Origin of the sequence: Trinickia sp. (assembly GCF_051961175.1) — a bacterium.
Lineage (GTDB): Bacteria > Pseudomonadota > Gammaproteobacteria > Burkholderiales > Burkholderiaceae > Trinickia.
The window spans coordinates 18692-45007 of record NZ_JBQCDN010000446.1; the positions used below are offsets into that span (position 1 = coordinate 18692).

The following is a 26316-nucleotide window of genomic DNA, read 5'->3' on the forward strand; positions in this document are numbered from 1 at the left end:
GCATCCATCCGCCTGCCAACGCACGTTCGTCAGACGGGAAGCTGCCCGCGCTCGCGCCGGCTCTGGCCACGGGCTCGCGCTTGCGTTTGCCCGCGCGCTGGGAGAGTACGGTTCGGTTAAGCGCGAACAAGCCCTGTTCATCCGCCCCGCCTCGCTCATTTGGTACGATCGCCCCTTTCGCCTTCGTACAGATCGATGATCGAGCCCGCCCAACGATTGCTTTTGTCCGCGCGCAAGCTGGCGCTTGCCGGGCTCGCGCGCGTGCGTCACCCCACGCGACGGGGCGTGCTGCTGGCCCTTGCCGCGCCGCCTGCGTTATTGCTGCTCTACGTGCTGGTGTTGATTCCCTTCACACCCGGCATTGGCGACATCCGTAAAGCGCGTGTCGACCGCCCGGCCCGAATCCTATCGTCTGATGGAAAGCTGCTGGCCGAATTCAAACCGTCGAACCGTGAGTGGGTCACCCTCGCCGAGATTTCGCCGCACGTCGTCGATGCCCTTATCTCTACGGAAGATCATCGCTTCTACGAACATCACGGGATCGACTGGCGGCGTACGGTCGGCGCGGCACTGCATACATTCTCGGGCGACCGCCAGGGCGGCTCGACCATCACGCAGCAGCTTGCCCGCAACCTCTATCCGGACGAAATCGGGCGCGCACCCACGCTCACGCGCAAAATTAAAGAGGCGATCACCGCGCTGAAAATCGAAGCGATCTATAGCAAGCAGCAGATCCTCGAGACTTACCTGAACACGGTGCCGTTTCTTTATAACGCGTACGGTATCGAAATGGCCGCTCGCACCTACTTCGGCGAGTCGGCTTCCGATCTCGACGTGCGCGAAGCGGCGACATTGATCGGAATGCTGAAAGGCAATGCCTATTACAATCCGCGGCTCAACCCCACCCGTGCGCTGCTGCGGCGTAACACGGTGCTCGCGCAAATGGTCAAATACGGGCGGCTTACTCCGCCCCAATTTGCCTCGCTGAAAACGCGTCCGTTGGGAATCGATTTCGAACGGCAAACCGAATCGCCCGGCCCTGCGCCTCACTTCGCGCAGCAGTTGCGCAAGTGGCTGATTGCCTGGGCCGACCGCAACGATTACAACATCTACGCCGATGGCCTCGTCGTGCACACGACGATCGACTCGCGGCTGCAGGCGATGGCGACGCAGGCCGTCGCGTCGCAGGCCAATCAGTTGCAAGGGGTCGCCAACCGCGCATGGTCGGGGCGTGACGGCTGTTCGGCGGCCAACCCGTTGTTTGTCACATTCATGCGCGAGACGCCCGACTATCACGCCGCTCGCACAGCGGGACAGAACGACGCCGACGCGATCAAGGCGCTCGCTCGTAACCGGGCTTTCATGCGCGACCTGTGCACAAGCAAGACCGACGTGCAGGCCGGCTTGCTCGCGATCGATCCGCGCAACGGGCAGATTCGCGCATGGGTAGGTAGCCGCGACTTCGTGCGCGAGCCTTTCGATCATGTCGAGCAAGCGCGCCGTCAACCGGGTTCGACCTTCAAGGCGTTCGTCTACGGCGCGGCCTTCGCTGGCGGAGCAAAAGAGGATGATGCGTTCGTCGATCAACCTGTCCAGATCGCCCTCAAGGGCGGAGAGATTTGGAGCCCGGAAGACGAAACGCCGCCCAACGGCCAGACATTCACGCTCAAACGTGCGCTCGCCCTTTCACGCAATCGGATTACCGCGCAGGTGATCGAACGTGTCGGCCCCGCGAAGGTGGCAAAGCTGGCCCGTGCGATGGGCGTCCGCGAGAGTCCCCTCGAGCCAGTGCCCTCGCTCGCACTCGGTACCAGTCCCGTCACGCTGAAAGAAATGGTCACCGCCTACAGCACCATCGCCGACGATGGGCTGTACCGCGCGCCGCAGATGGTGACGAGTATCGACGACGCGAATGGCAATGTGCTGGCCGAATTCGCGCCGGAGCCGTCGGAGCGCGCACTGTCCTCCGATGCCGATCGTACGCTTCTCGATGCGATGCGTGATGTGGTGGCCTACGGTACGGGCTCGTCGATCCGCAGTCGATTCGGCATTCGGGCCGACGTCGCCGGGAAGACGGGTACGACGCAAGATGGCGCGGATGGGTGGTTCATCTTGATGCATCCGCAATTGGTAGCCGGCGCATGGGTGGGATTCGACGATGGCCGGGTCACCCTACGCAGCGATTATTGGGGGCAAGGTGCCCATACGGCCTTGCCGATCATCGGCGATGTCTTTCAGCGGGCATTGCGGGCACGCATCGTGGATGCACGGGTCAAGTTCGATACGGCCGTTGAACCCTCTGCATTCGAGCAGTTCCGTTCACGGCTGACCGAGCGTCTGCAAGCATGGCGGGAGGGGCTGTTCGGATCCACGCCGCGGCAAGAATCGAGTCCACGCCCGATCCGGCCTCGTCCGCCTGTCGCGAGCGTAGCCAGCGAGACTGCCATCGCGACGGGAGGCAGCGAAGCCTCTGCCGCATCGGCGGTTGATGCAATCGGTGCATTCGGGTTGCCGGGGGCGTCGCCACCGGTCGATGTATCGGCGGGTGCCTCAGCCGTGACGTCGTCCTCTGGGCCGCCTACCGCAGTCGCACCCGGGCGCACCACTTCCCCGCCCGCTGTTACGGAGCCTCAGGCACCGCCCGATACCGAGCAGGAAACCGTGACGCCCGGATCGCAGCCAGCCGCTCCCGCATCCGGCACCGCAGCAGGAAACTAGCTCGGCTCAGGGCGTGAAACGGAGCGCCGTGGTCGGCCTGGTCCACCGGCAGCCTTGACCATCGGGGGCCGGGCGCTGGCTCACGTCTTATTGACGCTGTTACTCGGGCGCGGAGCCAAGCGCCGTAGGATCGCCGCGTGGCTTGGGTACTTCGTCGCAAGCGCGTCGACATCCGCCAACTCGAAATCGCTGAATTCGAACCCCGGGGCGACCGTACAACCGACGAACGCCAACCCGGTTGCATCGCCGTGAGCGGCGAGCGAGGAACGCTCGGCGGAAAACCAGCAGCCCGACGGGACGATCACCTGAAATTCGGCATCGTTGTCCACCAACGCATTGCCGAGCCGATGCGTCACTCGCTGCCCGGCTGCATCGATCACGTGCACATCGAGTGGATCGCCAGCGTAGAAATGCCAGACTTCGTCGGAGCGGATCCGGTGCCACGCCGAATAGGCACCGTCGCATAGCATGTAGTAAATGCAAGTCGAGGCCGATCGCGCGATCGCTCCGGTGTCGCCGCCCGGGGCGACCGGGCCCAGGAGCCGGGCAACCCGCACCGAATCGCGATGCGTTTCGCGGTAGTAACCGCCTTCGGGATGCGGGACGAGTTCAAAGCGGTCGATTAGGCGCTGCTTCGCTAGCTTGCCATCGCTCATGAGGTCACTCTCCGTTTTAGGCTGTCACAGTATCAGAACGAGCCCGATGCCTGAGTAGCCTGCGAGAAAAGCTGCAACGTCTGCTCCCACTTGGTCTTCGATAGCAGGTACATGAGCGAGTTCTCCGGGGCCGCGAGGCCCCCTAATCGTAGACGCGCTTCAATCCGGCGCGTACAACGTCGAATCGGCAAATTGTTCGGCGGCGAGGACGCGCCCGACCAGAATCAATGCGGTGCGTTCGATATCGGTGCGCGCCACTTTCTCGACGATATCCGCCAACGTGCCGACCACCCGCTCTTCATCGGGCCAACTCGCTCGGTACACAACGGCGATAGGGCAATCGTCGCCATAGTGCGGCCGCAATTCGGCCACGATGCGAGCGAGATGCCGCACGCCAAGATGGATCGCCATCGTCGAACCGTGGCGAGCGAGGTCGCCAAGGCTCTCGTTAGCAGGCATCGCCGTTTTGGTGGCATAACGCGTGAGAATGACCGTCTGCGATACGCCGGGTAGCGTCAGCTCGCAGCCCAGCATGGCGGCACATGCCGCCGTCGCGGTCACGCCCGGCACGATCTCGTAGGGAATCCCCAGTGCACGAATGCGGCGAATCTGCTCGCCGATGGCACCGTACAGCGAAGGATCACCGGAGTGCACACGTGCCACGTCCTTGCCTTTCGCATGGGCATCGGCCAGCAAGCTCACAATCGCATCGAGATCGAGATCGGCCGTATTGACCACGCGTTCCGCCGTATGACCGGCCAACACCGCATCCGGCACCAGCGAGCCGGCATAGAGAATGACAGGGGCGGTGCGGATCAACCGCTGCCCTTTTACCGTCACGAGTTCAGGGTCGCCAGGGCCGGCGCCGATAAAATAAACCGTCATGCTTCACTCCGTCGTGAACCGGGCGGGATCATACGAGCATCGTTTTCGGCACGCAACGTTTCGAGCGCAGCCAGCAGCGCATCCGTGGTGTCGAAGGTCCGATCCACATCAGGCAACGGCGGACGCTCGAGCATGAGAACCGGCAACCCGCGCTCGCGCGCGACGTCCAATTTCGCTTCTGTCGCAGCGCCGCCGCTATTTTTGCTGATCACTACATCGAATCGGCATTGCTCGAATAATGCATGCTCGCCTTCCAGCGTAAACGGGCCTCGTGCGCCGATGACGCGTGCACGCTCGTTGCCGGGGTGCGCGTCGAGGCAACGGACAGTCCAATATTGATGCGCGGGAATGGTATCCAGATGAGACAGCGGCTCTCGCCCAAGCGTGAAAAACGGGCGCGCGAACGGATTCAATTGAATGCACAATGCATCCCACCCGCTCACGAAGCGCCAATCGTCGCCCGGCCGCGGCCGCCATGGAGCGCGACGCAGCGCCCAGCACTGGATGCCGGCCAGACGAGCGGCCAGTGCGGCGTTTGCGCTGATCTGCGCTGCATAGGGATGCGTCGCATCGACGATCAATCCGATGCGCTCGGCCGCGAGATTTCGAGCGAGGCCATCGGCGCCGCCGAAGCCGCCCACCCGAACCTGACAAGGCAAATCTTCCGCTATCCTGCCGAGCCCCGCCAAGCTGTAGACATCGTTCGATCCAAGGCGGCGGGCGATTTTCAATGCGTCGCCCGTTCCGCCCAACAATAGAATGCGCGTCACGATGCGACTCCCACGAAGCGTCCTTCGCGGTCGATCGCGAACACTTCAACCGCGACTTCCGGTGGCACGATGCCCCGCGCCACCTCGCGCGCATGCCGGCAGACGATGTCGCCCAACGTGATATTTTGTTTCGCGGCCAATACAAGCGCTTCCTGGCTTGTGTTCGCTGCACGGATCTGCGCCTGCAACGCAGCATCGCCCCCGGCTTCGGCCGCCCACTGCGCGAGCAAGGGCAAATCGATACTGGAACTGCGACTGTGCAAATCCAGGTGCCCGGCAGCCAGCTTGCTGAACTTGCCGAAGCCGCCGCACAGGCTGAGCTTGACCACCGGCGCGCGACGCAAGTGCTTGAGCACCGCGCCCACAAAATCCCCCATCTCGATCAACGCGATATCCGGCAAGCCGTAATGCGCGCGCATGGCGTCTTCGCTTGCATTGCCCGTGCACGCAGCGACGTGCGAATAGCCGTTAGCCCGCGCAACATCGATACCTTGATGGATCGACGCGATATACGCCGAGCAAGAAAAGGGACGGACGATGCCCGTCGTCCCAAGGATCGACAAGCCCCCGACAATGCCTAATCTCGGGTTCATCGTTTTTAAAGCCAGCGCCTCGCCGTTTTCGACGCCGATCGTCACGTCGAATCCGCCCGCGTATCCGTATTCCGCTGCCAGTTCCGTCAGATGATCCTGCATCATCCGGCGCGGCACCGGGTTAATCGCCGGCTCGCCGATCGGCAACGTCAAGCCGGCTCGGGTGACGGTACCCACTCCAGGCCCCGCGTGAAAACGGACGCCGGGTTCCGCGCTGAGCTGAACGCGTGCGAACACCAGCGCGCCGTGCGTGACGTCCGGATCGTCGCCCGCATCTTTGATGGTGCCGGCCTCGGCGCCGACCGAGGCATCCGCTGCGTTGACGAAGCGGCAAAACGTGAGCGGCAGCGAAACATGCCGTCCTTTCGGAAGGACGATGTCCGCCCTATCGCTACGAATCCCCCCCAGCAGCAAGCGCGCCGCAGCCAGCGAGGTGGCCGTGGCGCAACTTCCGGTGGTGTAGCCGCTGCGCAGCGGACGGGCGTCTTCAGGCGTTTCCTCGCGCATGATTAACCCGGCTCGCTCAATTTGCTTGACTCGCTCGATTCACCGCGCTCGCCGGCGGCCGTTTTGGTCACGTCGAGCAACGTGATCGGCAATGCGGGACGCCACGTGTCGAAGCCGCCCAACGGCTGCGCCTCGCTGATGGCGATCCGCGTCAATGTGCCGCCGTGGCGATGGCGCCATTCGACGAGCGTCGCCTCGCCTTGCAGCGTCACGGCGTTCGCTACGAGCCGTCCGCCTTCGCGCAGGCTCGACCAACAGGCATCGAGTACACCCGGTATCGTCACCCCGCCGCCGATGAACACGGCATCGGGTGCGGGCAGGCCGGCCAATGCCTCAGGTGCGCGTCCCGCGACGAGTTGCAGACCCGGTACGCCAAGCGCGTCGCGGTTCTGCGCAATGAACGCCTGCCGACGCGCGTTCGATTCGATGGCAATCGCCCGGCAGGCGGGATGCGCGCGCATCCACTCGATTCCGATGGATCCGCAGCCCGCGCCGACATCCCACAACAAAGCACCGGGAGATGGCGCGAGACGCGCGAGCGTCACCGCGCGGACATCGCGTTTCGTGAGCTGACCGTCGTTTGCGAAAGCGCTGTCCGGCAAGCCAATCGTCAATGGCAGTGAGTTCGCATCGCAGGAAGTACGGCATTGCAACGCCACGACATTCAAGGGGCCGACCGTTTCGTCGTCGCGCCAAGTGCCGGCTCGCCTATCGACGCGGTGTTCATTCGGGCCGCCCAGATTTTCAAAGACTGTCATCGAGGTATCGCCGAAGCCGCGGTCATTCAACAGCCCGGCAATCTCGAACGGCGAGCTGCCGTCTCGGCTCAATATCAGCAGGCGTGCACCGTCGCGTAAGGCGGCATTGAGCGTCGCCAGCGGTCGCCCAACCAAGGAAACGACGGGCACATCGTGCAATGGCCAGCCCATCCGGGCCGCGGCCAACGACAGTGAGGAAGGCCCGGAGATCACGCGCATTTCCGCGAGCGGGACCGTGCGCGCGAGCGTCGCGCCCACGCCAAACCACATCGGATCGCCGCTGGCCAGCACGCAAACCGGCTTGCCCCGAAACGCCTGCACGGGGGCAAGATCGAACGGTTTAGGCCATGCGATACGCTGCGCGCGGATCTTCGCCGGCAGCATGGCGAGATGACGATCGCCCCCGATGACGGCCACCGCCTCCAGCAGGGCCCGTCGCGCAGCGCGCCCCAATCCGAAAAAACCGTCTTCTCCGACGCCGACAATCGTCAGCCAAGGCTCCATTGCTCCCTCGTCAGCCATACCAGTTCGTATCCATCGCTTGCCGCATCGGGCGGTATTCGGAACGTTGCAAGAAGGGCATAATACCCGCTTTGCCGGTGCCCCTCGGGGCTCAAAAGGGAACACAGTCGACGCTGTGGCTGCCCCCGCAACTGTAAGCAGCGAGTCCGCACTGCACGATGCCACTGGTCATACGGGAAGGCCGGTGCGGGCAAGAACCTGCGAGCCAGGAGACCTGCCGGCGCTAATCGTTCGCGCAAGCCATCACCGGGCGGGGTGCACCGGTGAACGTTCTCTCGTCGTCGAGACAACGTGGCCGTCGTGCGGCGCCAATTTGGTTGAACCTTTGGGCTACCCTTCGTCTCCTTCGCCTCGGCCGTCGGCATGTCCCGCGCTCACGCGAATTGTCGCCGCGCGCGACGGCGGGCTATGCCGCGTCAAGCTGCCCGGCGGCCAACTGCTTTCACGGCAGGCAATCGCGATCGCCGATGCGGCCGATGCGCATGCCTCGGGGCTGATCGAATTGACGAATCGCTCGAATCTGCAATTGCGCGGGGTGAAAGCCGGCGCCGAGGCGGCGCTGAGCCGGCAGTTGGCGGACGCTGGCCTCGGCCCTCGGGTTGCGGCAAGCGAATCGCTCGATCCCCTACTGGCCGCGCGGCAAGCTGCTGTCGCCGACGACGCCCGCAACCTGCTGCTCAGCCCCACGGCGGGCTTGGACGTGTTCGCCCTGTGCGACACGGTGCCGCTTGCCGAACGCATGCTCGCGCTGCTGCAGAGTGAGCCGCGCCTTGCCGAGCTCTCGCCGAAATTTTCGGTGTTGCTGGACGGCGGCGAACGACTGGCGGCGCTCGATCATCCACACGATGTGTGGTTTGCCGCCATGCCGGCCGCGCCGGAAGCAGCAGGCACAGGCGCGGAGCCACGATTTGCTGTCGGTCTCGCGGGACAACCATCGGCGCACGAAGGTCATGCACTCGCCGCGGTGCGGGCCAATGAAGTCGTGCCGTTGGTGCACGCGCTGCTTCACGCCTTCCTCGATCTCGCGGCGCCCGATGAACACCGCATGCGCGATCTGCTGCGGTCGCATGATGGTCATGAAGTACTCGCTCGGGCTGCGGCGCGCGCCGGCATCGAGCTCCAACGGGACGGTGCGGTCAACGCGTGGCAGCGAACGGCCGCGGAACCCGCTCGACGATTCGGCGCCCATGCACAAGGCCGCGCCGGTCTTTGGTATGTGGGGGCACAACCGCCATTGGCCCGCATCGATGCCACCACGCTACGAGGCTTGGCTGGCGTTGCCTCGGCTCACGCCGACGGCTGCGTGCGCATGACGCCCTGGCAGAGCATCCTCGTGCCCAATGTGGCCGAACGCGCCGTATCGCAAGTCGAAAACGCGTTGCGCTCGCTCGGCTTCGTGCTCGACGCACAGCACCCGTTCGCCCGGATCATCGCCTGCGCGGGCTCGACCGGCTGTGCGAAAGGGCTGGCCGATACGAAAGCCGACGCACGCCATTTGATAGACTCACTGCCCGCCGCTGTGGAAGTGCACCTGAGCGGATGCATCCGCTCGTGCGCCGCCGCGCATTGCGCGCCCTACACTTTACTGGCCGTGGCGCCGGCTCGCTACGACGTCTATCGACGAGCGCGAGCGCCCGAATCCGAATCCATTGCGGCTCGCGACAACCGTGACACTAGCGACACGGCCGACAATAGCGACGATGCGCATCGCTTCGGCGAACGCATCGGCCTCTCGCTCACTATCGAAGAGGCCGCGCAGCGGCTTGCCGAATCGCCCAGGAATTTGACCCATGATTGACTACGTCCGCGACGGACAAGCCATCTACCGCCAATCGTTCGCGACAATACGTGCCGAAGCGGACCTGTCCGGTGTTCCCGCCGACCTCGAAAAGCTCGTCGTACGCGTGATTCATGCGTGCGGGATGGTCGATGTCGCGCGCGATATCCGGTTCTCCGATGGCGCGGGAACGTCCGGCCGCACGGCGCTCGCCAACGGCGCGCCGATTCTATGCGATGCCCGCATGGTGGCCGACGGCATTACGCGTACGCGGCTGCCAGCCTCGAATCAGGTGCTTTGCATGCTAGGCGATCCAGCCGTCCCGCAGATCGCCCAAACGATCGGCAATACGCGGTCGGCTGCTGCGCTCGAATTATGGCGTCCCTGGCTCGAAGGCAGCGTCGTTGCGATCGGCAATGCCCCCACCGCCCTCTTCCACCTGCTCGACATGCTGGACGCCGGTGCACCACGCCCCGCTTTGATTCTCGGCTTCCCGGTTGGATTCGTCGGCGCCGCGGAGTCGAAGGCCATGCTCGCTGCCGATAGCCGCGGCGTGCCTTACGTGATCGTCGAAGGCCGGCGCGGCGGCAGCGCGATGGCAGCAGCGGCGGTTAACGCACTCGCATCGGAACAAGAATGATGAATCATCGCGGACATCTTTACGGCATCGGTGTCGGTCCCGGCGATCCGGAACTGCTGACGCTGAAGGCGCTGCGCTTGCTGAAGGCCGCGCCGGTCGTTGCGTACTTCGCCGCAAAGGGTAAGAAAGGAAACGCGTTCAGCATCGTCGAAACGTACCTGTTGGATGGGCAAATTCGATTGCCCCTTATCTACCCGGTCACGACCGAAGCACTCGAGCCGCCGCTTTCCTATGAGGCGGTCATTGCCGACTTCTACGACACGGCCGCCGGCGTCATCGGCGAGCATCTGAACGCAGGGCGCGATGTGGCCGTCGTATGCGAAGGCGATCCGCTCTTCTACGGCTCCTACATGTATTTGCACGATCGGTTGGCCCCGGCCTTTCCGGTCGAAGTCGTTCCCGGCGTTTGCTCGATGCTGGGGGGCACAGCGGTGCTCGGCACGCCGCTCGTCTATCGCAACCAGAGCTTGTCGATTCTCTCCGGCGTGATGAGCGAAGACGAATTGCGGCGCAAGCTCGCCGATACGGATGCGGCCGTCATCATGAAGCTGGGCCGCAATTTCGACAAAGTCCGGCGCGTGCTCGACGAGCTCGGGCTGGCCGAGCGCGCGCTGTATGTCGAACGGGCCACGATGCCGAATCAACGGGTCGTACCGCTAGCGGAAGTCGATCCCATGTCGTCGCCTTACTTCTCGCTGCTGATCTTGCCGGGGAAAAAATGGCAGGCGTAACGGCACCTCCCGCGATCGTCGTACTGGGGCGCAGTGCGTTGCCTACTGCGCGGCGCATTCAGGCCGCTTGTTCTGGCGCGCGAATCCATGGCCTGCAAGCGCGTGTCGACGGTGAAGCGGATGTCTGCTACCCGCAGCTCAGCGAACATCTGCGCGCGCTCTATGCGCAAGGCACGCCGATTGTCGCGCTGTGCGCGGCGGGGATCGTGATTCGGTGCATTGCTCCGATGCTCGCCAACAAGGGGATCGAGCCCCCTGTGTTGGCCGTGGCCGACGATGGCAGCGCGGTCGTTCCGCTGCTCGGCGGTCTGGCCGGCGTGAACGTGCTGGCGCGCGATATCGCGCAGGCCCTGGGCGTTGCTCCCGCCATTACAACGAGCGGCGAGCTCAGGTTCGGCACCTGCCTGCTCAATCCGCCCGACGGCTATCAATTGGCTGACTTGGAGCAAGGTAAGCACTTCGTATCCGATTTGCTGGCCGGGGAAACCGCGCGTATCGATGGCGAAGCGCCTTGGCTCGAAGACGCACAGCTCCCGCTAAGCGATGACGCTCGGCTGACGATCCGTGTGACGCCGCTGGCGTCGGATGGACGTCGCGACGAACTCGTGATTCACCCGCGCAGTATCGTGGCGGCGGTTTCTCAGGACGGTGCGATTACAGCGGATGTCGTCTATCGAGCGCTCAGCGCGCATGGATTCGCGGCGGGTTCGCTCGCGGCGTTGCTCGCCCCGGCCGCGCGGATCGGAGAGACAGGGATCGAGGAGGCGGCGCGCAGTCTCGGCGTCCCCCTCCGCTTCGCTCCCAGCAGTGCGCGAGACGCGGCGCAATGGTTGGCGGATTCGCTCGATGTGAATGTGCGCTACGAAGTTCGGACGCCGGACATTCACGGTGTTGCGCTCGGCGTGGCTGCGAGCCCGATCGATACGGCACGACTCGGCCGTCCCCGAGGCAGTTTGATCGTAGTCGGGCTCGGACCGGGGCATGACGGGCTCATGGCGCCCGATGCGCGCACCGCCTTGACCGAAGCCAGCGACGTGCTGGGCTACGAGACGTATGTGAAGATGGCCGGCCCGTTCCGCGCGGATCAACGCTTGCATTGCAGCGACAATCGCGAAGAATTGCAGCGGGCCCGGCATGCTTTCGAATTGGCGTGCGAAGGCCGGTGCGTCGTCGTGGTTTCGTCCGGCGATCCGGGCGTATTTGCCATGGCTTCCGCCGTGTTCGAAGCCCTCGACAAGAGCGACGATCCACACTGGAAAACCGTTGACCTGCGCATTGTCCCGGGCATTTCGGCTGCAATGGCGACAGCAGCTAAAGCCGGCGCACCGCTTGGCCACGATTTTTGCATCCTCTCGCTTTCCGACAATTTGAAACCGTGGAGCGTGATCGAGAAGCGGTTGGAGCATGCGGCCGCGGCTGATCTGGTGATGGCGTTCTATAACCCGATATCGCGTGCGCGCCCGTGGCAACTCGATCGCGCGCTCGAAATCGTGCGCGGCCACCGCGGCCCCGGTACACGCGTCGTGCTGGGCCGGGACATCGGCCGCCCCGGCGAGACGTTGACCACAACTACGCTAAGCGAGTTGCAATCGACGCAGGTCGACATGCGTACGATGGTCATCATCGGGTCGTCCACGACGCGCGGTGTTCCGGGCGGGCCACATGGAGAATGGATCTATACGCCGCGTTGGTATGAAGGGTAAGGCTAATGTGCCGTATAGGTGACGTCTAGGTGACGTTATCCGGCGATTCGCCTTTAATGTATCGTATGCGGAACATTATCGTCCCGCAGCCGCGACAACGTCCTCGGGACGCAGATAATGCGCCCCCCAGTCGTGGGCCAGTCGCTTCCAGCGCCCCAAGGCCCCATCGCCGCCTTCACAGTCGACAATAACAATCCGGTCCGCCGAACGCGGTTTCGCCGGCTGGTCGCGGGTACGCCCATCGCCAAGCACCCAAAGCACGCACTCTTGGGCAGCGTTCCGGCGCTTCGCCAGATCGAGCAGCTTTGCTGCAGCGGCGACCCCAATTTCGAACGATGTACCACCGCCCCCGCCGATCGGCTCCACCCAGCGTTCGTTCCACCAGCGCGGTATCGCAGGCCCGAACCGGAGATCGGCACGGCCGCCGCCAAAACAGATCAATGCCGCATGCGCCCGCTCCACGGCCGCACGATCGAAGCTCGCGAGCACGAGGCCCTTCGCTTTCGACAAGCGTTCGCCGCCCAACATCGAGGCCGAGCAATCGAGCAGAAAGCAATGCAAAGCGCCGCCACGGGGCTCCCGAGCGATGAAACGAAGATGATCGCTGCGCAAGGGGGCGCGTCCCTTCTGCGCAAGCGTGCTGCCCCATGCGATGCGGCGGCTGACTGCATCCGCCGATGTGCCGCGGCCCGTGACGCCATGAACGCCGGATTGCCATCGAAATCCGCCAGGTGATTCAGCGGAGGCGCCTTTTCGATGGCTCAGCGTTTTTTTGTCGAAAGCGGGATCACGCCCTTGACGTTCACGATGCCGGCGGGCTCGGGTGGTAGATAGCCCCAGTCCGGATCATCATGGTTCGAGCCGTTGTGCCCGTCGGACCCTTGGCCCTCGGAGGAATGCATGCCTCCTTCCCGCTTGCCCTCGGCTTCTTCTTCGCCGCGGCCTTGAAAGCTGCCTTGATTCGCTTGTGTCGAATGGCTCGGCGCATCGTTCATGCTCGGAGCCGGCTCACGCCTTCGATGGCGCAGGACGAGATCGGCCACCCGTTCAACGTGCTTGCCCGTGATCGCCGCAGCCGATTCCAAGGCCGCCAAGGCTCGCGCCGCCCGCAGCATCACCAGATCGGCGCGCATGCCGTCGACTCCGGCCTCGATGCAACGCATACTGACGGCGTCATGAACGTCGTCGCCAATGGATAGCGAAGACAAAACCGCCCTGGCCTCGCCAATACGATGCGCCAAGCTTTGCTGGGCCGCCGCATACGACTCGCGGAAGGCGTGCGGATCCAGATCGAATGCCATTCGCGCCTTGACGATCCGCTGCCTGATCTCTGCATCGAAGCAGTTCTCCAACTGCACCATCAAGCCGAATCGATCCAGCAACTGCGGACGCAGTTCTCCTTCCTCCGGATTCATCGTGCCGATCAACACAAAGCGTGCGGGATGGCGATGAGAAATTCCGTCGCGCTCGATCACGTTGATGCCGCTCGCGGCGGCATCCAATACGACGTCGACCAACGCATCGGCCAGCAGATTCACTTCGTCGACATAGAGCACGCCATGGTTCGCCCGCGCCAGCAAACCCGGCGAGAATTTGATCTCACCGCCACGCAGTGCTTCATCCAGATCGAGCGTGCCGACTACCCGGTCCTCGCTCGCACCCAATGGCAATGTAACGAAGTGCCCATCGGGCAGCAATTCGGCAAGCGAACGCGCCGCTGTGGATTTCGCCGTCCCGCGCGGGCCGCTCACGAGCACACCGCCGATCGACGGATCTACAGCCACGAGCAACAGCGCTTCGCGCAATGCGTTCTGCCCGATCAACGCACTGAGCGGAAACGGCGGTGCCACCTCGCCTGACGCGGGTGCGGGTGCGGATCCATTCGATGGATTCGGATTCAAGACGACCTCTCTTCGATCTGCTGCTCAGCGGTCAGCAGGTGTTCTTCTATCTGCGCACGATAGCCGCCGGGCGTTTGCCATAGCCCTCGTCCGATCGCCTCCAACAAGCGCTCGCAAATCGAATGGAGCGCATGCGGGTTGTGTCGCTGCATGAAAGCGCGCGTGCCGGGATCGTTCAGGTAGGCATCCGTGACAAGCGCGTACTGATGATCCGACACGACGCGTGCGGTGGCGTCGTATCCGAACAAGTAATCGACGGTAGCCGCGATTTCGGCCGCGCCTTTGTACCCGTGCCGCTTGACGCCATCGAGCCACTTCGGATTAACGACGCGCGAGCGAATCACGCGAGCGATTTCTTCGCTCAACGGGCGCACGCGCGGGGCCGCGGGATTGCTGTGATCGGCGTGATACATCCCGGGCTGCCGCCCCGAGAAGTGCCGGACGGCCGCGGCCATCCCGCCCTGGAACTGGTAGTAGTCGTTAGAATCGAGCAGATCGTGTTCGCGGTTGTCCTGGTTTTGCAGGACAACATCGATGCTCGCCAGCCGGGTCGCGAATGCGCCATGCGCGTCCTCGCCAGCACTCGCCGATGCGTAGGCATAGCCACCGAACGCCCGGTACGCATCGGCCAGATCGGCATCGGTGTCCCACCTTCCTGCATCGATCATCTGCTGCAATCCGGCGCCATACGCTCCCGGCTTCGAACTGAAGACGCGCCAGCCCGCACGCTTGCGGGCCTGAGCCGCATCGAGCCCGCGCGCCATCCACGCGTCGCGCTCCCGCAGCACACGAGCGCGTATCGGATTGACGTCATCGGGTTCATCGTCGAGATCCGCCACCGCTTGCACGGCCGCATCGAACAGATGCATGACGTTCGGGAACGCATCGCGGAAAAATCCCGACACGCGCAGGGTGACGTCGATGCGCGGCCGTTCGAGGACACCTGCCGGCAGGATCTCGAAATCCGTGACGCGATGGCTGCCGGGCGCCCATTTTGGACGTACGCCCAGCAGCGCCATCGCCTGCGCGATATCGTCGCCGCCCGTGCGCATCGTCGCCGTGCCCCAGACGGAAAGACCGACTGCACGCGGGTAATCGCCGTGCTCTTGTAAATGACGCTCAATTAATTGCCGAGCCGATTTCAAGCCCAACGCGTAGGCCGCTTGAGTGGGAATCGCGCGCGTATCGACGGAATAGAAGTTACGCCCCGTCGGCAGCACATCGGGCCTTCCGCGCGATGGCGCACCGCTCGGCCCAGGCGGCACGAAGCGCCCTTCGAGGCCGCGCATCAGCTGCCGAAGTTCTTCTGCGCCGCACGCATCCAGACGCGGCACGAGATCGTCGCGCACGCGATCGAGCACTTGCGCGGTGAGCGGCAGCGAGGAGATCGACGAATCGTTGATTCCCGGGCTCGCTTCGACCGGGGCAGTCAGCGTGTCCAGCAACCGTTGCGCAAGCAGTTCAAGCCGCTCGCGCGTGTCTCCGTTATGACGCCACGGCGCATCGCTGATTTGCTCCAGGATCGCGGGACGCGGCCCGGCCCATGGTGTAGACCACTCCGCTGTCAACGGATCGAACCATTGAGCCAATTTCAGATCGCCCGCCAGCGCATCGATGAGGCCCGCGTTTTTGCCGCGCCCGTCGCCAACGGGAAAACGGGCCAGCGCGAGCAGCGTATCGCGCCGCTCGCGCCCTGCCGGTGAACGGCCGAATATATGCAGGCCGTCGCGAATCTGCGCCTCTTTCAATTCGCACAGCCATGCATCGACGCGCGTCAGCAGTGCGTCTTCCTCGTCCTGCCCGCTGGGCTGCGCGAGACTCAACTCCTCATGCAGCCGGTGTTTGACAATCGTTTCGAGAATGGTGGCGCGCAGCAGCTTCGCCCGCCGCGCATCGACCATCAGCGCGTCGTAGTATTCATCCACCTGCCGCTCCAGATCTTGCAGCGGCCCATAGGACTCGGCACGCGTGAGCGGCGGCATCAGGTGATCGATGATGACCGCCTGCGCGCGTCGCTTCGCCTGGCTGCCCTCGCCGGGATCGTTGACGATGAACGGATAAAGATGCGGCATCGGGCCGAGCGTGAGATCGGGCCAGCAACTGTCGCTGAGCGCCACGCTCTTGCCCGGCAGCCATTCGAGACTGCCATGCTTGCCGACATGCACGAGCGCATCGATCCGAAACACATTGCGCAGCCAGACATAGAACGCCAGATACGCATGCGGTGGAACGAGATCCGCATCGTGATAGCTCGCGTAATCGCCGGCCACGCGCGAACGCGACGGCTGAATGCCGACGAAGACCCGGCCGCACCGCCACCCGGCGATCATGAAGCGCCCCGCGCGAATTGTCGGGTCTTGTTCGGGCGGCCCCCACCGTTCGTTCAACGCCTCCCGAACTTCAACCGGGAGCGCCGCGAACGCCTGCCGGTAATCGTCGAGGGAAAGACTTTGCAAGGCGGGACGCAGATCGCGGACATCAGGATCGTTGGTCACGCCTTGCGTCAAGCGCGCCATGAGCGCGTCGCCTTCTCTGGGTAGCGCGTCGAGTCGGTAGCCCTCGTGTTGCAGCGACTCCAGGATGGCGACGACCGAGGCAGGCGTATCGAGTCCCACGCCGTTGCCGATCCGCCCTTCGCTCATCGGGTAGTTCGCGAGTACGAGCGCCAGCCGCTTCTCTTCGTTGGGCAGCGTGCGCAGCCGGCACCAGCGGCGGCTGAGCTCCGCGACGAATGAGACACGCTCCGCATCGGGTTGATAACGCACCACATCGACTTCGGTATGCGGGCACCGATAGGCGAGGCCCTTGAAGCTGATCGCGCGTGTGATGATGCGGCCGTCCACTTCGGGCAGCGCGACATGCATGGCGATATCGCGCGAATTGAGGCCCTGCTCGTCCTTGATCCAATCTTCCCGATTGCCGCCGCTGAGAATGACCTGCAAGACGGGAGCGTCGAGGCCGAACTCGGGCGAGGTGTCGTCACCTGGCGCCGAAGCCGCGAACGCCGTCGTATTGAGAACGAGCCCCACGTGATGCTCACGGCACAGTTGCGCCAGCAAGTCCTGGCTGATCGCGTCCTTGAGCGAGGTAATCGCGATAGGCAGCGGGTTCAGTGCGAGTGCTTCAAGCGCATCGATAAGCGCGTCGAATACGGCCGTGTTTGATGCCTGCAGATGAGCACGATAAAACAGAATCGCGACGACGGGCGCCCCGGCTCGCCAGCGCGCCTGCCATTCGGCGATCGTCGGCCGATCGTGCTGCGGATGATAAAGCGTCGCGTTCGGCACCGATACGGGCAGGGGCGGTTCCTCGCCCCAATCGAGCGCGTGCCACGCGATTGCTCTGAGGAATGCCTCCGCATTGGCCGGACCGCCTTCGCGCAAATAGCGCCACAGCCGCGTACAAAACTCGGGCGCCGCCGTGCTTTGCGCGATCAGATTCGGGTCTTCCTGCAAATCGCCCGAGAACATGACGAGCGTTTGTCCGTTGCGCTTCGCCAGTTGGACGACGCGTTCGATCCCGTACGGCCAGTAGGCTTCGCCGCCCAGATGATCGATGACGACCACACGCGCATGCTGCAAGACATCGTCGATATAGAAATCGACGGACGCCGGTTGACGCAGATACGTGACGTTCGTCAGCCGCAGGCTGGGAAAGCCGGGGCCGAGCCGGTCCACCACGCCGGCCAGCAGCGAGAGCGTGGTATCCGCCGAGCTGAGAACGACGATGTCGCCCGGGCGTTGATCGATACGGATGACCCCGGCGGTGTCATCGACAAAGCCGCCCGGGACCGTGCGTAGCAAGTGCATGCGAGGCGCGCCTGAAGATGGCTTAGAGGGCCGGGGCCTGCGCGGCCGATTGAGCGCTGAGCGCCGCATCGAACTCGCGCTGCAGCACCGTGACGTCCAAATCCTCGCCGATCAAGACGAACTTGCTCGCACGCAGTTCGTCCTCGCGCCAGCGGCGGTCGAAATAGCTATCGAAACGCTGGCCCACCCCTTGAATGACGAGCCGCATCGGCGCATTCGGCAGCGCGGCAAATCCTTTCGCCCGATAAATCGTGTGCCGCTCGACGAGTTGCGTGAGCGCGGCTATCGCACCCTCGCGCGTGGCCGGCGAGCCCGAGACGATGACCGAATCGAAATCGTCGTGATGGTGATCGGGATCGTGGCCCGAACCATGATGGTCAGGCCGTTCGTCGATCGTGGCCTCCGACGCCGAATTCAAGCCGAGCAGGACAGGCAAATCGAGCTTTCCGTTGCAGGCCGGCACGATTTTCACGTGGGGGGGAATATCCTCGCGGATGAGCGCCGAGACGGCCGCTTGCGCCGATTCGTCGAGCAAATCCGTTTTGTTCAACACGACGAGATCCGCCGAGCTCAGCTGATCCTCGAACAACTCATGCAGCGGCGATTCATGATCGAGATTCGGATCGCGCTTGCGCTGCTCGTCGACCGCGTTCGGATCGTCCGCGAACTGTCCGCTCGCGGCGGCTGGGCCGTCCACCACCGTCACCACCGCATCGACAGTGAAGCTGTTGCGGATCGAGGGCCAGTTGAACGCCTGCACGAGCGGTTTGGGCAGCGCGAGCCCCGACGTTTCGATCAACACGTGGTCGATTGTCGAACGCCGCTCCACCAGCGCTTCCATCACCGGGAAGAATTCTTCCTGTACGGTGCAGCACAAGCAGCCATTGGCGAGCTCATACAGTTGCCCGGCTTGCTCGTTGCCCGCCTCGTCGCAGCCGATGCCGCAACCTTTCAGGATCTCGCCGTCGATACCGAGTTCGCCGAACTCGTTCACGATCACGGCGATACGCAGGCCATTCGCCTGGGACAGCATGTGACGCAGCAGCGTGGTTTTACCACTGCCGAGGAAACCCGTGATGACGGTCACGGGGATCTTGCGCATTGGGGTCGACATAAAGTGGAGAAATGTGACGAAGCACCGATACGTCGACAGCACGCCGCCTACCCGCAGCGCGTGTCGTCTTCTCCGGCCGGTATCCGGGCTGGCGAACATACCGCTTCACCTTCCCACGCCGCCGTTCAGGCTGAAGCGCAGTGGTATTGCAGCCGCACGCGAATGCGGATGCCGAAGCCGGCCGTGTATCGCACGCATGCGACACATTCGCTTACCGTTGCGGGGGCAGCACAGGCAGGTTCGCCGCGGCGCATTGCCGTGCCGAACCGCTGTTTCCCGTTTAACTGCGCGTGTCGGAACGCACGCGCGAGCACCAGATTAGTCGCGAGTTTAGGGACAGGCGGTGGGTCCGTCAAGGAACGGACTCAGGAACAACCCCTGGGCCAACCTCAGGAGCGGCCGCAACCGAAGCAATACTAGCAAGGCTGCGTCCAAGGTTATACGCACCGAATCGGTCTCACCCTCGCCGCTCCAGTTGCACACGGGCATTCCTGGGGCGAAGAGAAAACCAACCTTGCGGAGTCGCTTCTTCGAGAATCGTCATGTCCCAGTGCTGAACCCAATAGGCGAGCGAAACTGCCAGATCCATCATGGCCATGCCGGTACCGGGGCAGGCTCGCTCGCCGACACCAAATGGAAAATATGCCCCGCGCGGCCAAGTCGACTCTTCCAGAAACCGCTCTGGCCGAAATGCATCGGGCTCGGGAAACCAACGCGCATCGCGGTGCGTGATCCAGCTGGAGATCATCACGATGTCACCGCGCCGGAGCGATGTCCCGGACACACTCACGGACCGCGACAATTGACGGGGCACCAGTGCATAAGCCGGCGGATACAGGCGCAAGGTCTCTTGAATGACGGCTCGCAGCAAGGGGGCCAGCTCCAAGTCCTGCAACTGATTCACGCTGGCCCAGTCCACCGCGCCAAGCTCACGGCGTAGCGCGGCCAACACACGGGGATGCCGGGCCAGCAGCAGCTGTGCCCAAGCCAGGGTTGCACCTGTAGCCTGATGAGAGGCCATCAACAATGTGGCAAGGTCGTCGCGATGCACAGCCAAAGGGCGACGCGATTCGCTCGCCACCTGCTCGATCTGCGCCCGCATCACGCGGAGCGCCCACCGCTTACGCGGACAAAGCTTGCTGGGAAACCAATGACCAAGCGGGAGCCCTGTGCTGGTTTCGAGCAATGCGACACGCGACAAAATACGCACCGCCTTGGCAATCGTTTCCGCCTGCGGGCCAAGATCGATGTCGAACAAGGCGTGACCCGCCAGAGTGACGCTGTAGGCTGCCATTTCCAGATCGAGATCCACCACCTGCCCCGGCATGATATGCGCCGACCAGCGCCGGGCGACGCTCTGGATGTCATGAACCCCGGGAGCCTGGATGTGTGGGCGTATTGCCTGGCGTTGACGGCGTGCCGCCTCGCCTTCCTTCATCATGAAGCTAGACCCATTCCACTGGCGCATGATGCACAGACTGGGCTCCCAGCGCTGGACGGCTGCCCGCTGGGACACCATCAGTTCATGGATCGCCTCAGGATGAAACACACACCAGAGTCGCCTGGTGCCGATGCGCAGACTGGCCAGGTCGGCAGAATTCCGGTGCATCTGGGCAAGCCATGCCAACGGATCGCGCTGAATTTCGAGCCAATGATTCAGACCGACATCCGGCAGCCGTCGATATTGACGACGCAAAGCAAGACGCTTTCGAACTGGACAGGTCGTTACAGCCGGGACGTCTTTGTTCATTCGGTTCGATCCATCTTTTTCGATCGTTATTGTGTCTTCACGCCGCGCACTTCTCGATTTCCGTTGGCTCATTGATTGTACTGGGGACCGTTGGCACCAAGCATTCCGGTATTTGTGCCGTCAGTATTACCGCCGGTCTTCCCCGTATCCCCGTTACTGGACACGGTCGCTGTAGGCGGCACCTATCCAGGGCTCCCAGGAATCGCAACGGTCGGACCAGGAACCGGCCCTTCAGGCGTCATCACCGTCGTCGTCGTTACTACCGCAGGCGTCGGCGGTGTCCCGTTCCCACGTTCGTCACATCGACCAGCGGATTAGCGTCACCCTGCTGCACATTGCTTGGAATGCGCGGCACCTGATTCGCCAAATCGTGCGGCAAGTGCAGCACATCCTGCCCGAACTGCTGCATGCCCCGCGAGAACTGATCCCACTGGCTCAGACCAAGATCCGCTGCCCGCAGCCCAAGCGTGTAATCGAACTGCCCGCCCGGCACTCTCTGGCTATCGACCCACGACAACTCCGAGGCCAAACCTGCCGCCTCTTGCGGGCTTACATAGTTCCGCAACCACTCATTGCTGTTCGGCGAGTACTGCGCCCAGCACTGCACCCGATAGCACGCCGCTTCCGTCAGCTTCTTTTCTTCCGCCGCATCGCCGTTCGCATGGTCGTGGATCTTCTGCTTTTCATCGGGGGGAGTTGCCGATTGTAAAGGGCCTCGCTGTGCCATTTACTTTCCAGCCCGCCCCGTTGCATGCTCGATGAAGTCGATTTTGGCTTTCTCCATCATCTCCTGAGGCGCAATAGGGCGTCTGATATATCTATCGATCTTTTCGAAGCCGTTGTCGATGGCCTTCACGCGATCATACTCCGTGTGGAGGCAAAATTCGCCTAGACGGTCATATTCGCGCCTCGCAGCCTCCGAGTCTTTCATGTACATATCCTGCATCATGTCACTCACCTTCTTCTCTTTCGCAGAATAGGCGTCCAGATCGATCGACTGGGCCACAACATGAAAGAAAATTTCCCGCAAATTCGCCTCCCAAGATTTCTCGTATGCAAGCTCCGCGTCCGAATCACTCATGTTGCCATGCTGATAAACGCTTGTCTCAAAGTGCCAATTACTTTCATAGATAGCCTTTTCGCACGCCACAAGTTCGGTCTGTACGTCCGCGCTAGCGAACGCTCCGTACCCTTCGCTGCCCGGCATCTCTCGCGCGGCCGCCAAATCAAAAATTAGTAAAGCGGCACAGCAAACCAATAGGTACCTATTCATATATTTCGACAACCACTTAATATTCAATTTTTATTTATCAAAAACTTGTACGGTAAAATTCCTTAAAACTAACCTCGACACCGATGATGCCCACCAACTCGGCTTCGACCGCAACGGCGATCACCGCGCGTTTCTTGTAGTTCGTAATGCGAAGCCCAGGCCGAATGTCATCGCGCCGATGGCCCCGGTACGGAAACGTCCGCAGGCTCTCCCAATAGCTGACGATGGCCTCGGTGTAGCTCAAGGCGATGCCCGGCGACGCTTCGGCCGCAATGTAACCTAGAGTGCCGCAAGCTCGTCCTCCGCTTCCGGCGTAAAAACAATGTGGTAACTCATCGAGCCTTTGCATGTTCAGCGGCCAGGCGAGCGCGGACCTGGTCGGCCGTGACGGCGCGAGAAGGATCCGCCTTCAGCGCATCGTAAGCCGGCCCCACCTGCTCGTGCAGCCAGTTTTCCACCGCACGGTCCCGCGCCAACAATGCGCGGAGCCCGTCACGGATGACCTCGCTTTCGCTGGCGTACTCGCCCGCTCGGACTTTGGCCCTCACAACATCAACCATTTCGTTCGGCAGCGTAATGCTCCGTTGTTGCGTCGTTCGCATGGCGAACCCCTGTTCCAGTTTGGGTAGGATTTAATCCTACTCCCTCGGCCGGCGGCGTCCAGCCGCCTCGTCGGCTTCCGGCCGCTTATCTTCATTCGTCGCACGCTCAGGCCGCATGGCCTGCTCGAACTCTCATCGGCCTTCGCAAACTGTCACCGCGTCGGTAACTGAGGAAGAGCGCCGTCATTGCGCAACACTTGTCGCCGGATATTGCTGGCGCGCGTGCAGCACACGAAGCACAAGCACAGCTGTGCCCGTCACACGGTAGACGACGACATAGTTCGGGTGCGCAACGACCTCGCGCGTACCCGCCACGCGCCCGGTACGGAACAGATAGCGATGCTCGGCCAGCGGCAACCGAGTCCTCGATGAAGCTCTTGATACGACGCGCGGCAGCAGGATTGTGTTCGGCGATGAAGCCAAGGATCGCCGCAAGATTACGGCGTGCGGCAGGAAGCCAGACGATAGGCAGCATTAGCGTTATCCGGGCAAGTCGGCTGGGTCGAGCCGTCAGGACCGTTTAGCTGCAAGTCGGAGCTCTGCCTCGTGGATGATGGCCTCCATGTCGGCCATCACTTCGTCATGGGGAACAAACACCACCCGAGGCGCATCGGCCTCGCGCAGCGCAGCCTCCACCTCCGCACGGAACCAGCGGTCGTGCGCCTGGGCCTCTTCGGCCGTAGCGAATTCCGATTCGATGGGGGAGAGAACGGTAGGCATGGGTCGTAGCATACACCCATCTTGCGGACCAGTTGACCCGTACATCTCGTTACTGCGATACGTCCTTTCCATCAATCGATTCTCCATTTTACTGAGCAACATTTCCTTTCCACACACCCGCTTGAGCAGCCGGTTCGGCTGCGCCTGCTCGATCCGCTCGGCCGGTGGCGCCGAGTACATGCCGAGGCAAGCGGTTTTCCGCCAGCGGCATGCCGATGGCGGCTGCCGGATTCGACAGGATCGTGGTTGCGCGTCAGCCACCGGAACCGCACCTTCATTCGCACTTGTGCATATGCTGACTGCATCCCGACAGCCCTTCGGCGTTTCCCTTGTGAAATAGGAACAAGTAACGCTGATAGCGCTCCGGCACCGAGCGTGTCACCTCCTGCGGGGACGTCACGCCCCCGTCCGTCGCACCACGCGATGAACGCGCGTAAGTGCGTCTCGCGATACTCCACCGTCCCCTTGCTGTATTTGCGCATGCGCATCCGTTCGGCCAAAGTCAACGACACCCCTTTAATGTCCCATCCTCGATACCTTATACTGTTGTTTTGCCAGACGAATCGAGGAACTGGGGTACAGTCATGGCATCCGTAACGCTATGGTTCTTGCCCATGAATTTCCCCGCACGCCTGATCCAGGTGCGCAAAGCCGCCAACCTCACGCAGCAAGCGCTGGCCGGGGCGGCGGCTTTGCACGTCAATCAGATTCGTCGATATGAAGCAGGGTCGGCTCAGCCTACCTTAGAAGCCCTCATCCGGTTGGCTAAGACATTGCACGTGGGCCTCGACGACTTGGTCTTCGAAGCCAACGAGCGTGGCCCCTCCGACGATCTACGCTTGCAGTTCGAGGCCGTCAGCCACATGCCCGAGGAGGAGCGCAACATCATCAAGGCCCTGCTTGACGGCATGATCCTCAAGTACCAGGCCAAGCAGATCGTCGGCCGCGCCAGCGGCTAAAGGAAGGAACGGGGGAGAGATCGCTGGAGAACTGCACAATTGAAGCGCGGGCCGTATGTGCTACCAACACACACGGCCCGCTGACCACCACCAACTCATACGAGGAGTTGATCATGGGTAACGCCAATCTTAAACCACGATCATCACGCGCACGACCGAGCAACAGCATCAGCGTGACGCTGCGCGATTCGCCCGACCACGGCATACCAGCCGGGCAACCGTCGCTCATGCCCTGGACCCAGGTTGCCGACCTCTGGCTCCATCACGCAGGGTTCGCTCCCGGCCAACGCATGCGCATCGCCTTCGACTACCGCAATGCCCGTCTCACGATTTCGCCCGACTTCGAATAGGCCGTTGGGCTCTCGGCATCGATGCACAATGTGAGGCCTTGTCCGCCCGGCTGATGCCTCACATAGCGCACGTCTTTCCATCGCCTTATTGCAGAACGCGCTTGCCGTAGATCCATTCGATGCTCCCATAAGGAGCAATATGGTCGAGGATAGCCAACCGGTTGCGTCCCGCGTCGGCATTGCCCTTGACAAACTTCGCATAGGCGCCGAGATAGAACTGCTCTTCTGCTTCGGCCTCCTCTCGGTCTTCCGCTGACAGCCCGGCGTTAATGATCGAAAGCTCGTTCAGGGCATCCTCGCCTTGCCATGTGCGCAGCAAAAGGCCGTATTGGTTCTTATCGTTGGCAGCGTAATACTGTGCGTCGTGTTCAAGCCTTTGATTGGCCAACGAGGCGTCATGGGCTCGAGCCATGATGTAGCGGTAAACCAGAGCGCGATACGCGTAGAAGCTCGGGCCCTCCAGCGGGGACTCGGCGTCGGCCAACGTATCGATTGCCGCCTTCCATTGCTCCAATTGCATGTGAGCGAAAGTCGCAGTGATAAATCCTTCGGTGTAGGTACCTAGCACGCCGACGCGCGCAAGCTGCGGGTTGTTTGCCGCAAACTGGCGCGTCTTCTCGATTTCGGGCGTGAGGAGCGCCAATGCCTGCTGCGGGTTGTTCACCGAGAACTCTATGCCTGCCTTGGTGGCGATCAAGTCCTTGCTTCTCGAGGCGTCTACGAGACCCAACGCCTCGTCGATACGAGCAAGCGCCTCGTCCGATTTGCCGAGGGAGTCCAAAGCGGCAGCAGCGTCCTGCAAAGCAGACGCTTTATCTGCCGCCGTAGCTGCCGCTGCCACCTTTTTACGAGCTTCCTTGAGCGCTCGTTCGTGCTTCGTTCGCAGCGGATTCCCGTCGGCATAAATTCCATCGCCGCGCGAACCGCAATGTAGCGGGCGTCCGACGGGAACAGGTTTGTCTCGAACCGTGATGTCGGTCAGGCTCTGCGAGCAGCTCTGCATGCCATTGAACACAAAATCGACGTTGTATGTGTGCCCCGTTTCGGGGGTGAAAGCCGTAACGAGCGGTCCGCATGAACTGAAGCGGTGGTCCGTATCGTCGCCGAAAAGTCCTTGTACCTGGATAGGCACGCCGGCTTGAACGTTTACTGTTCGCGACGTCTCGGCCCTTAAAAACGCCTTGTTGAGCTTCTGTGTCAAGCGCGCAACCGAGGGGAGTAGACCACCTCGAACGCCATCGTAGACGTTCCCGACTGGTTGAAACCCGTAACATGCGCTGTCCGATGTACTAGTCGAGAAGCGCACGATCATGGGCATCCCGCTCGCTGTGAAGACAACTTTGGCGCCATCCTTGGGGGTCTCGGCGATGTTTTCGGTTTGACTGGCATCCTTGTGCGCTACTCGCTTGTCAGCCCTATGCGATGCCACGTGCTTCGTCGCACACCCGGCGATAAGCATGATCGAGACTAACGTTGCGCAAACGGTGCGTGTGGGAATTAGTTTGGTTACAGACATGTGGTTCGTTATGTTGATGTAGATTCACTCGCCGCGAAAATCCTTCCATAACGGCTGAGCGG

24 protein-coding genes and 2 riboswitches are annotated in these 26316 nt (G+C 62.6%); of the genes, 7 read left to right on the top strand and 17 right to left on the bottom strand.

Annotated elements, in window-relative coordinates; translation table 11 throughout:
- The first annotated feature begins 195 nt into the window (after nt 1-195).
- Nucleotides 196-2718, top strand: coding sequence for a transglycosylase domain-containing protein (locus ACTHL0_RS25400; protein ID WP_440569833.1), 2523 nt, complete (start codon nt 196-198; stop codon nt 2716-2718).
- 80 nt (nt 2719-2798) lie between these two features.
- Here the strand turns inward: ACTHL0_RS25400 and ACTHL0_RS25405 are convergent, their stop codons facing one another.
- From ACTHL0_RS25405 to cbiE, 5 genes are all read right to left on the bottom strand, one after another.
- Nucleotides 2799-3374, bottom strand: coding sequence for a cupin domain-containing protein (locus tag ACTHL0_RS25405; RefSeq protein WP_440569834.1), 576 nt, complete (start codon nt 3372-3374; stop codon nt 2799-2801).
- Between the two features lie 159 nt (nt 3375-3533).
- Nucleotides 3534-4259, bottom strand: coding sequence for a precorrin-4 C(11)-methyltransferase (gene cobM / locus ACTHL0_RS25410; RefSeq protein WP_440569836.1), 726 nt, complete (start codon nt 4257-4259; stop codon nt 3534-3536).
- A complete protein-coding gene (locus ACTHL0_RS25415) occupies nt 4256-5032 on the bottom strand; it encodes a cobalt-precorrin-6A reductase (protein ID WP_440569856.1) in 777 nt (258 codons plus the stop codon). The genes cobM and ACTHL0_RS25415 overlap by 4 nt, the downstream gene beginning before the upstream one ends.
- The gene (locus ACTHL0_RS25420) at nt 5026-6129 is read right to left on the bottom strand and encodes a cobalt-precorrin-5B (C(1))-methyltransferase (protein WP_440569837.1); all 1104 of its coding nucleotides are present in this window, start codon (nt 6127-6129) and stop codon (nt 5026-5028) included. The genes ACTHL0_RS25415 and ACTHL0_RS25420 overlap by 7 nt, the downstream gene beginning before the upstream one ends.
- 2 nt (nt 6130-6131) lie before the next feature.
- Nucleotides 6132-7391 carry a precorrin-6y C5,15-methyltransferase (decarboxylating) subunit CbiE gene (gene cbiE / locus ACTHL0_RS25425; RefSeq protein ID WP_440569857.1) on the bottom strand — a complete coding sequence of 420 codons (1260 nt, stop codon included), beginning with the start codon at nt 7389-7391 and terminating at the stop codon, nt 6132-6134.
- Between the two features lie 78 nt (nt 7392-7469).
- Nucleotides 7470-7645, top strand: a riboswitch (cobalamin riboswitch).
- An 89-nt stretch (nt 7646-7734) separates the two neighbouring features.
- On the opposite strand from cbiE, the gene cobG reads away from it, so the two are divergent.
- The 4 genes from cobG to cobJ are packed head-to-tail and all read left to right on the top strand — an operon-like array spanning nt 7735 to nt 12260.
- Entirely contained in the window at nt 7735-9207 is a 1473-nt protein-coding gene (gene cobG / locus ACTHL0_RS25430) for a precorrin-3B synthase (RefSeq protein ID WP_440569838.1), read from the top strand.
- The gene (locus tag ACTHL0_RS25435; protein ID WP_440569839.1) at nt 9200-9826 is read left to right on the top strand and encodes a precorrin-8X methylmutase; all 627 of its coding nucleotides are present in this window, start codon (nt 9200-9202) and stop codon (nt 9824-9826) included. Before cobG ends, ACTHL0_RS25435 begins: the two co-directional genes overlap by 8 nt.
- Nucleotides 9823-10557: a precorrin-2 C(20)-methyltransferase gene (locus ACTHL0_RS25440; RefSeq protein WP_440569840.1), complete on the top strand. Its 735-nt coding sequence runs from the start codon at nt 9823-9825 to the stop codon at nt 10555-10557. Before ACTHL0_RS25435 ends, ACTHL0_RS25440 begins: the two co-directional genes overlap by 4 nt.
- The gene (gene cobJ / locus ACTHL0_RS25445) at nt 10545-12260 is read left to right on the top strand and encodes a precorrin-3B C(17)-methyltransferase (RefSeq protein ID WP_440569841.1); all 1716 of its coding nucleotides are present in this window, start codon (nt 10545-10547) and stop codon (nt 12258-12260) included. The genes ACTHL0_RS25440 and cobJ overlap by 13 nt, the downstream gene beginning before the upstream one ends.
- Nucleotides 12261-12335: 75 nt before the next feature.
- Here cobJ and ACTHL0_RS25450 read toward each other — a convergent pair whose 3' ends face one another.
- The 11 genes from ACTHL0_RS25450 to relB all read right to left on the bottom strand — a co-directional run bounded on the left by ACTHL0_RS25450 (nt 12336) and on the right by relB (nt 23609).
- The gene (locus ACTHL0_RS25450; RefSeq protein WP_440569842.1) at nt 12336-12749 is read right to left on the bottom strand and encodes a magnesium chelatase; all 414 of its coding nucleotides are present in this window, start codon (nt 12747-12749) and stop codon (nt 12336-12338) included.
- Between the two features lie 272 nt (nt 12750-13021).
- On the bottom strand, nt 13022-14161 hold the full coding sequence (locus ACTHL0_RS25455; protein WP_440569843.1) for an ATP-binding protein: 1140 nt from the start codon (nt 14159-14161) through the stop codon (nt 13022-13024).
- Nucleotides 14158-17970 carry a cobaltochelatase subunit CobN gene (cobN, locus tag ACTHL0_RS25460; RefSeq protein ID WP_440569844.1) on the bottom strand — a complete coding sequence of 1271 codons (3813 nt, stop codon included), beginning with the start codon at nt 17968-17970 and terminating at the stop codon, nt 14158-14160. The genes ACTHL0_RS25455 and cobN overlap by 4 nt, the downstream gene beginning before the upstream one ends.
- 22 nt (nt 17971-17992) lie before the next feature.
- Entirely contained in the window at nt 17993-19084 is a 1092-nt protein-coding gene (gene cobW, locus ACTHL0_RS25465) for a cobalamin biosynthesis protein CobW (RefSeq protein ID WP_440569858.1), read from the bottom strand.
- Nucleotides 19085-19141: 57 nt separating this feature from the next.
- Nucleotides 19142-19417: riboswitch (cobalamin riboswitch) on the bottom strand.
- A gap of 124 nt (nt 19418-19541) precedes the next feature.
- The gene (locus ACTHL0_RS25470) at nt 19542-20834 is read right to left on the bottom strand and encodes a cytochrome P450 (RefSeq protein WP_440569845.1); all 1293 of its coding nucleotides are present in this window, start codon (nt 20832-20834) and stop codon (nt 19542-19544) included.
- A 259-nt stretch (nt 20835-21093) separates the two neighbouring features.
- Nucleotides 21094-21561, bottom strand: a complete 468-nt coding sequence (locus tag ACTHL0_RS25475; RefSeq protein ID WP_440569846.1) for a hypothetical protein — start codon at nt 21559-21561, stop codon at nt 21094-21096.
- Entirely contained in the window at nt 21562-22041 is a 480-nt protein-coding gene (locus ACTHL0_RS25480; protein ID WP_440569847.1) for a hypothetical protein, read from the bottom strand.
- A gap of 103 nt (nt 22042-22144) precedes the next feature.
- The gene (locus ACTHL0_RS25485; protein ID WP_440569848.1) at nt 22145-22456 is read right to left on the bottom strand and encodes a type II toxin-antitoxin system RelE/ParE family toxin; all 312 of its coding nucleotides are present in this window, start codon (nt 22454-22456) and stop codon (nt 22145-22147) included.
- Nucleotides 22440-22709 (bottom strand): ribbon-helix-helix domain-containing protein, encoded by a 270-nt coding sequence (locus ACTHL0_RS25490; protein WP_440569850.1) that lies wholly within the window; start codon nt 22707-22709, stop codon nt 22440-22442. Before ACTHL0_RS25490 ends, ACTHL0_RS25485 begins: the two co-directional genes overlap by 17 nt.
- 183 nt (nt 22710-22892) lie before the next feature.
- Nucleotides 22893-23066 carry a type II toxin-antitoxin system RelE/ParE family toxin gene (locus tag ACTHL0_RS25495; protein ID WP_440569851.1) on the bottom strand — a complete coding sequence of 58 codons (174 nt, stop codon included), beginning with the start codon at nt 23064-23066 and terminating at the stop codon, nt 22893-22895.
- Nucleotides 23067-23219: 153 nt separating this feature from the next.
- Nucleotides 23220-23609: a type II toxin-antitoxin system RelB family antitoxin gene (relB, locus tag ACTHL0_RS25500; RefSeq protein WP_440569852.1), complete on the bottom strand. Its 390-nt coding sequence runs from the start codon at nt 23607-23609 to the stop codon at nt 23220-23222.
- A 434-nt stretch (nt 23610-24043) separates the two neighbouring features.
- On the opposite strand from relB, the gene ACTHL0_RS25505 reads away from it, so the two are divergent.
- A complete protein-coding gene (locus tag ACTHL0_RS25505) occupies nt 24044-24388 on the top strand; it encodes a helix-turn-helix domain-containing protein (RefSeq protein WP_440569853.1) in 345 nt (114 codons plus the stop codon).
- A gap of 113 nt (nt 24389-24501) precedes the next feature.
- Nucleotides 24502-24738 (top strand): hypothetical protein, encoded by a 237-nt coding sequence (locus ACTHL0_RS25510; protein ID WP_440569854.1) that lies wholly within the window; start codon nt 24502-24504, stop codon nt 24736-24738.
- A gap of 85 nt (nt 24739-24823) precedes the next feature.
- On the opposite strand, the gene ACTHL0_RS25515 is transcribed toward ACTHL0_RS25510, so the two are convergent.
- Complete coding sequence (locus ACTHL0_RS25515) at nt 24824-25939, bottom strand: hypothetical protein (protein WP_440569855.1); 1116 nt, start codon at nt 25937-25939, stop codon at nt 24824-24826.
- Nucleotides 25940-26316 lie beyond the last annotated feature (377 nt).

Excerpts from the sequence above, each read along its gene's own strand:
- ACTHL0_RS25475 (WP_440569846.1), bottom strand. The coding sequence starts at position 21,561 with ATGGCACAGCGAGGCCCTTTACAATCGGCAACTCCCCCCGATGAAAAG.
- cobN (WP_440569844.1), bottom strand. The coding sequence starts at position 17,970 with ATGCACTTGCTACGCACGGTCCCGGGCGGCTTTGTCGATGACACCGCC.
- ACTHL0_RS25510 (WP_440569854.1), top strand. The coding sequence starts at position 24,502 with ATGGGTAACGCCAATCTTAAACCACGATCATCACGCGCACGACCGAGC.
- ACTHL0_RS25420 (WP_440569837.1), bottom strand. The coding sequence starts at position 6,129 with ATGCGCGAGGAAACGCCTGAAGACGCCCGTCCGCTGCGCAGCGGCTAC.
- ACTHL0_RS25435 (WP_440569839.1), top strand. The coding sequence starts at position 9,200 with ATGATTGACTACGTCCGCGACGGACAAGCCATCTACCGCCAATCGTTC.
- ACTHL0_RS25490 (WP_440569850.1), bottom strand. The coding sequence starts at position 22,709 with ATGCGAACGACGCAACAACGGAGCATTACGCTGCCGAACGAAATGGTT.
- relB (WP_440569852.1), bottom strand. The coding sequence starts at position 23,609 with ATGTACTCGGCGCCACCGGCCGAGCGGATCGAGCAGGCGCAGCCGAAC.
- cobM (WP_440569836.1), bottom strand. The coding sequence starts at position 4,259 with ATGACGGTTTATTTTATCGGCGCCGGCCCTGGCGACCCTGAACTCGTG.
- ACTHL0_RS25485 (WP_440569848.1), bottom strand. The coding sequence starts at position 22,456 with ATGCAAAGGCTCGATGAGTTACCACATTGTTTTTACGCCGGAAGCGGA.
- cbiE (WP_440569857.1), bottom strand. The coding sequence starts at position 7,391 with ATGGAGCCTTGGCTGACGATTGTCGGCGTCGGAGAAGACGGTTTTTTC.
- ACTHL0_RS25470 (WP_440569845.1), bottom strand. The coding sequence starts at position 20,834 with ATGAACAAAGACGTCCCGGCTGTAACGACCTGTCCAGTTCGAAAGCGT.
- ACTHL0_RS25400 (WP_440569833.1), top strand. The coding sequence starts at position 196 with ATGATCGAGCCCGCCCAACGATTGCTTTTGTCCGCGCGCAAGCTGGCG.
- ACTHL0_RS25505 (WP_440569853.1), top strand. The coding sequence starts at position 24,044 with ATGAATTTCCCCGCACGCCTGATCCAGGTGCGCAAAGCCGCCAACCTC.
- cobW (WP_440569858.1), bottom strand. The coding sequence starts at position 19,084 with ATGTCGACCCCAATGCGCAAGATCCCCGTGACCGTCATCACGGGTTTC.
- ACTHL0_RS25405 (WP_440569834.1), bottom strand. The coding sequence starts at position 3,374 with ATGAGCGATGGCAAGCTAGCGAAGCAGCGCCTAATCGACCGCTTTGAA.
- ACTHL0_RS25480 (WP_440569847.1), bottom strand. The coding sequence starts at position 22,041 with ATGCCGGGCAGCGAAGGGTACGGAGCGTTCGCTAGCGCGGACGTACAG.
- cobJ (WP_440569841.1), top strand. The coding sequence starts at position 10,545 with ATGGCAGGCGTAACGGCACCTCCCGCGATCGTCGTACTGGGGCGCAGT.
- ACTHL0_RS25440 (WP_440569840.1), top strand. The coding sequence starts at position 9,823 with ATGATGAATCATCGCGGACATCTTTACGGCATCGGTGTCGGTCCCGGC.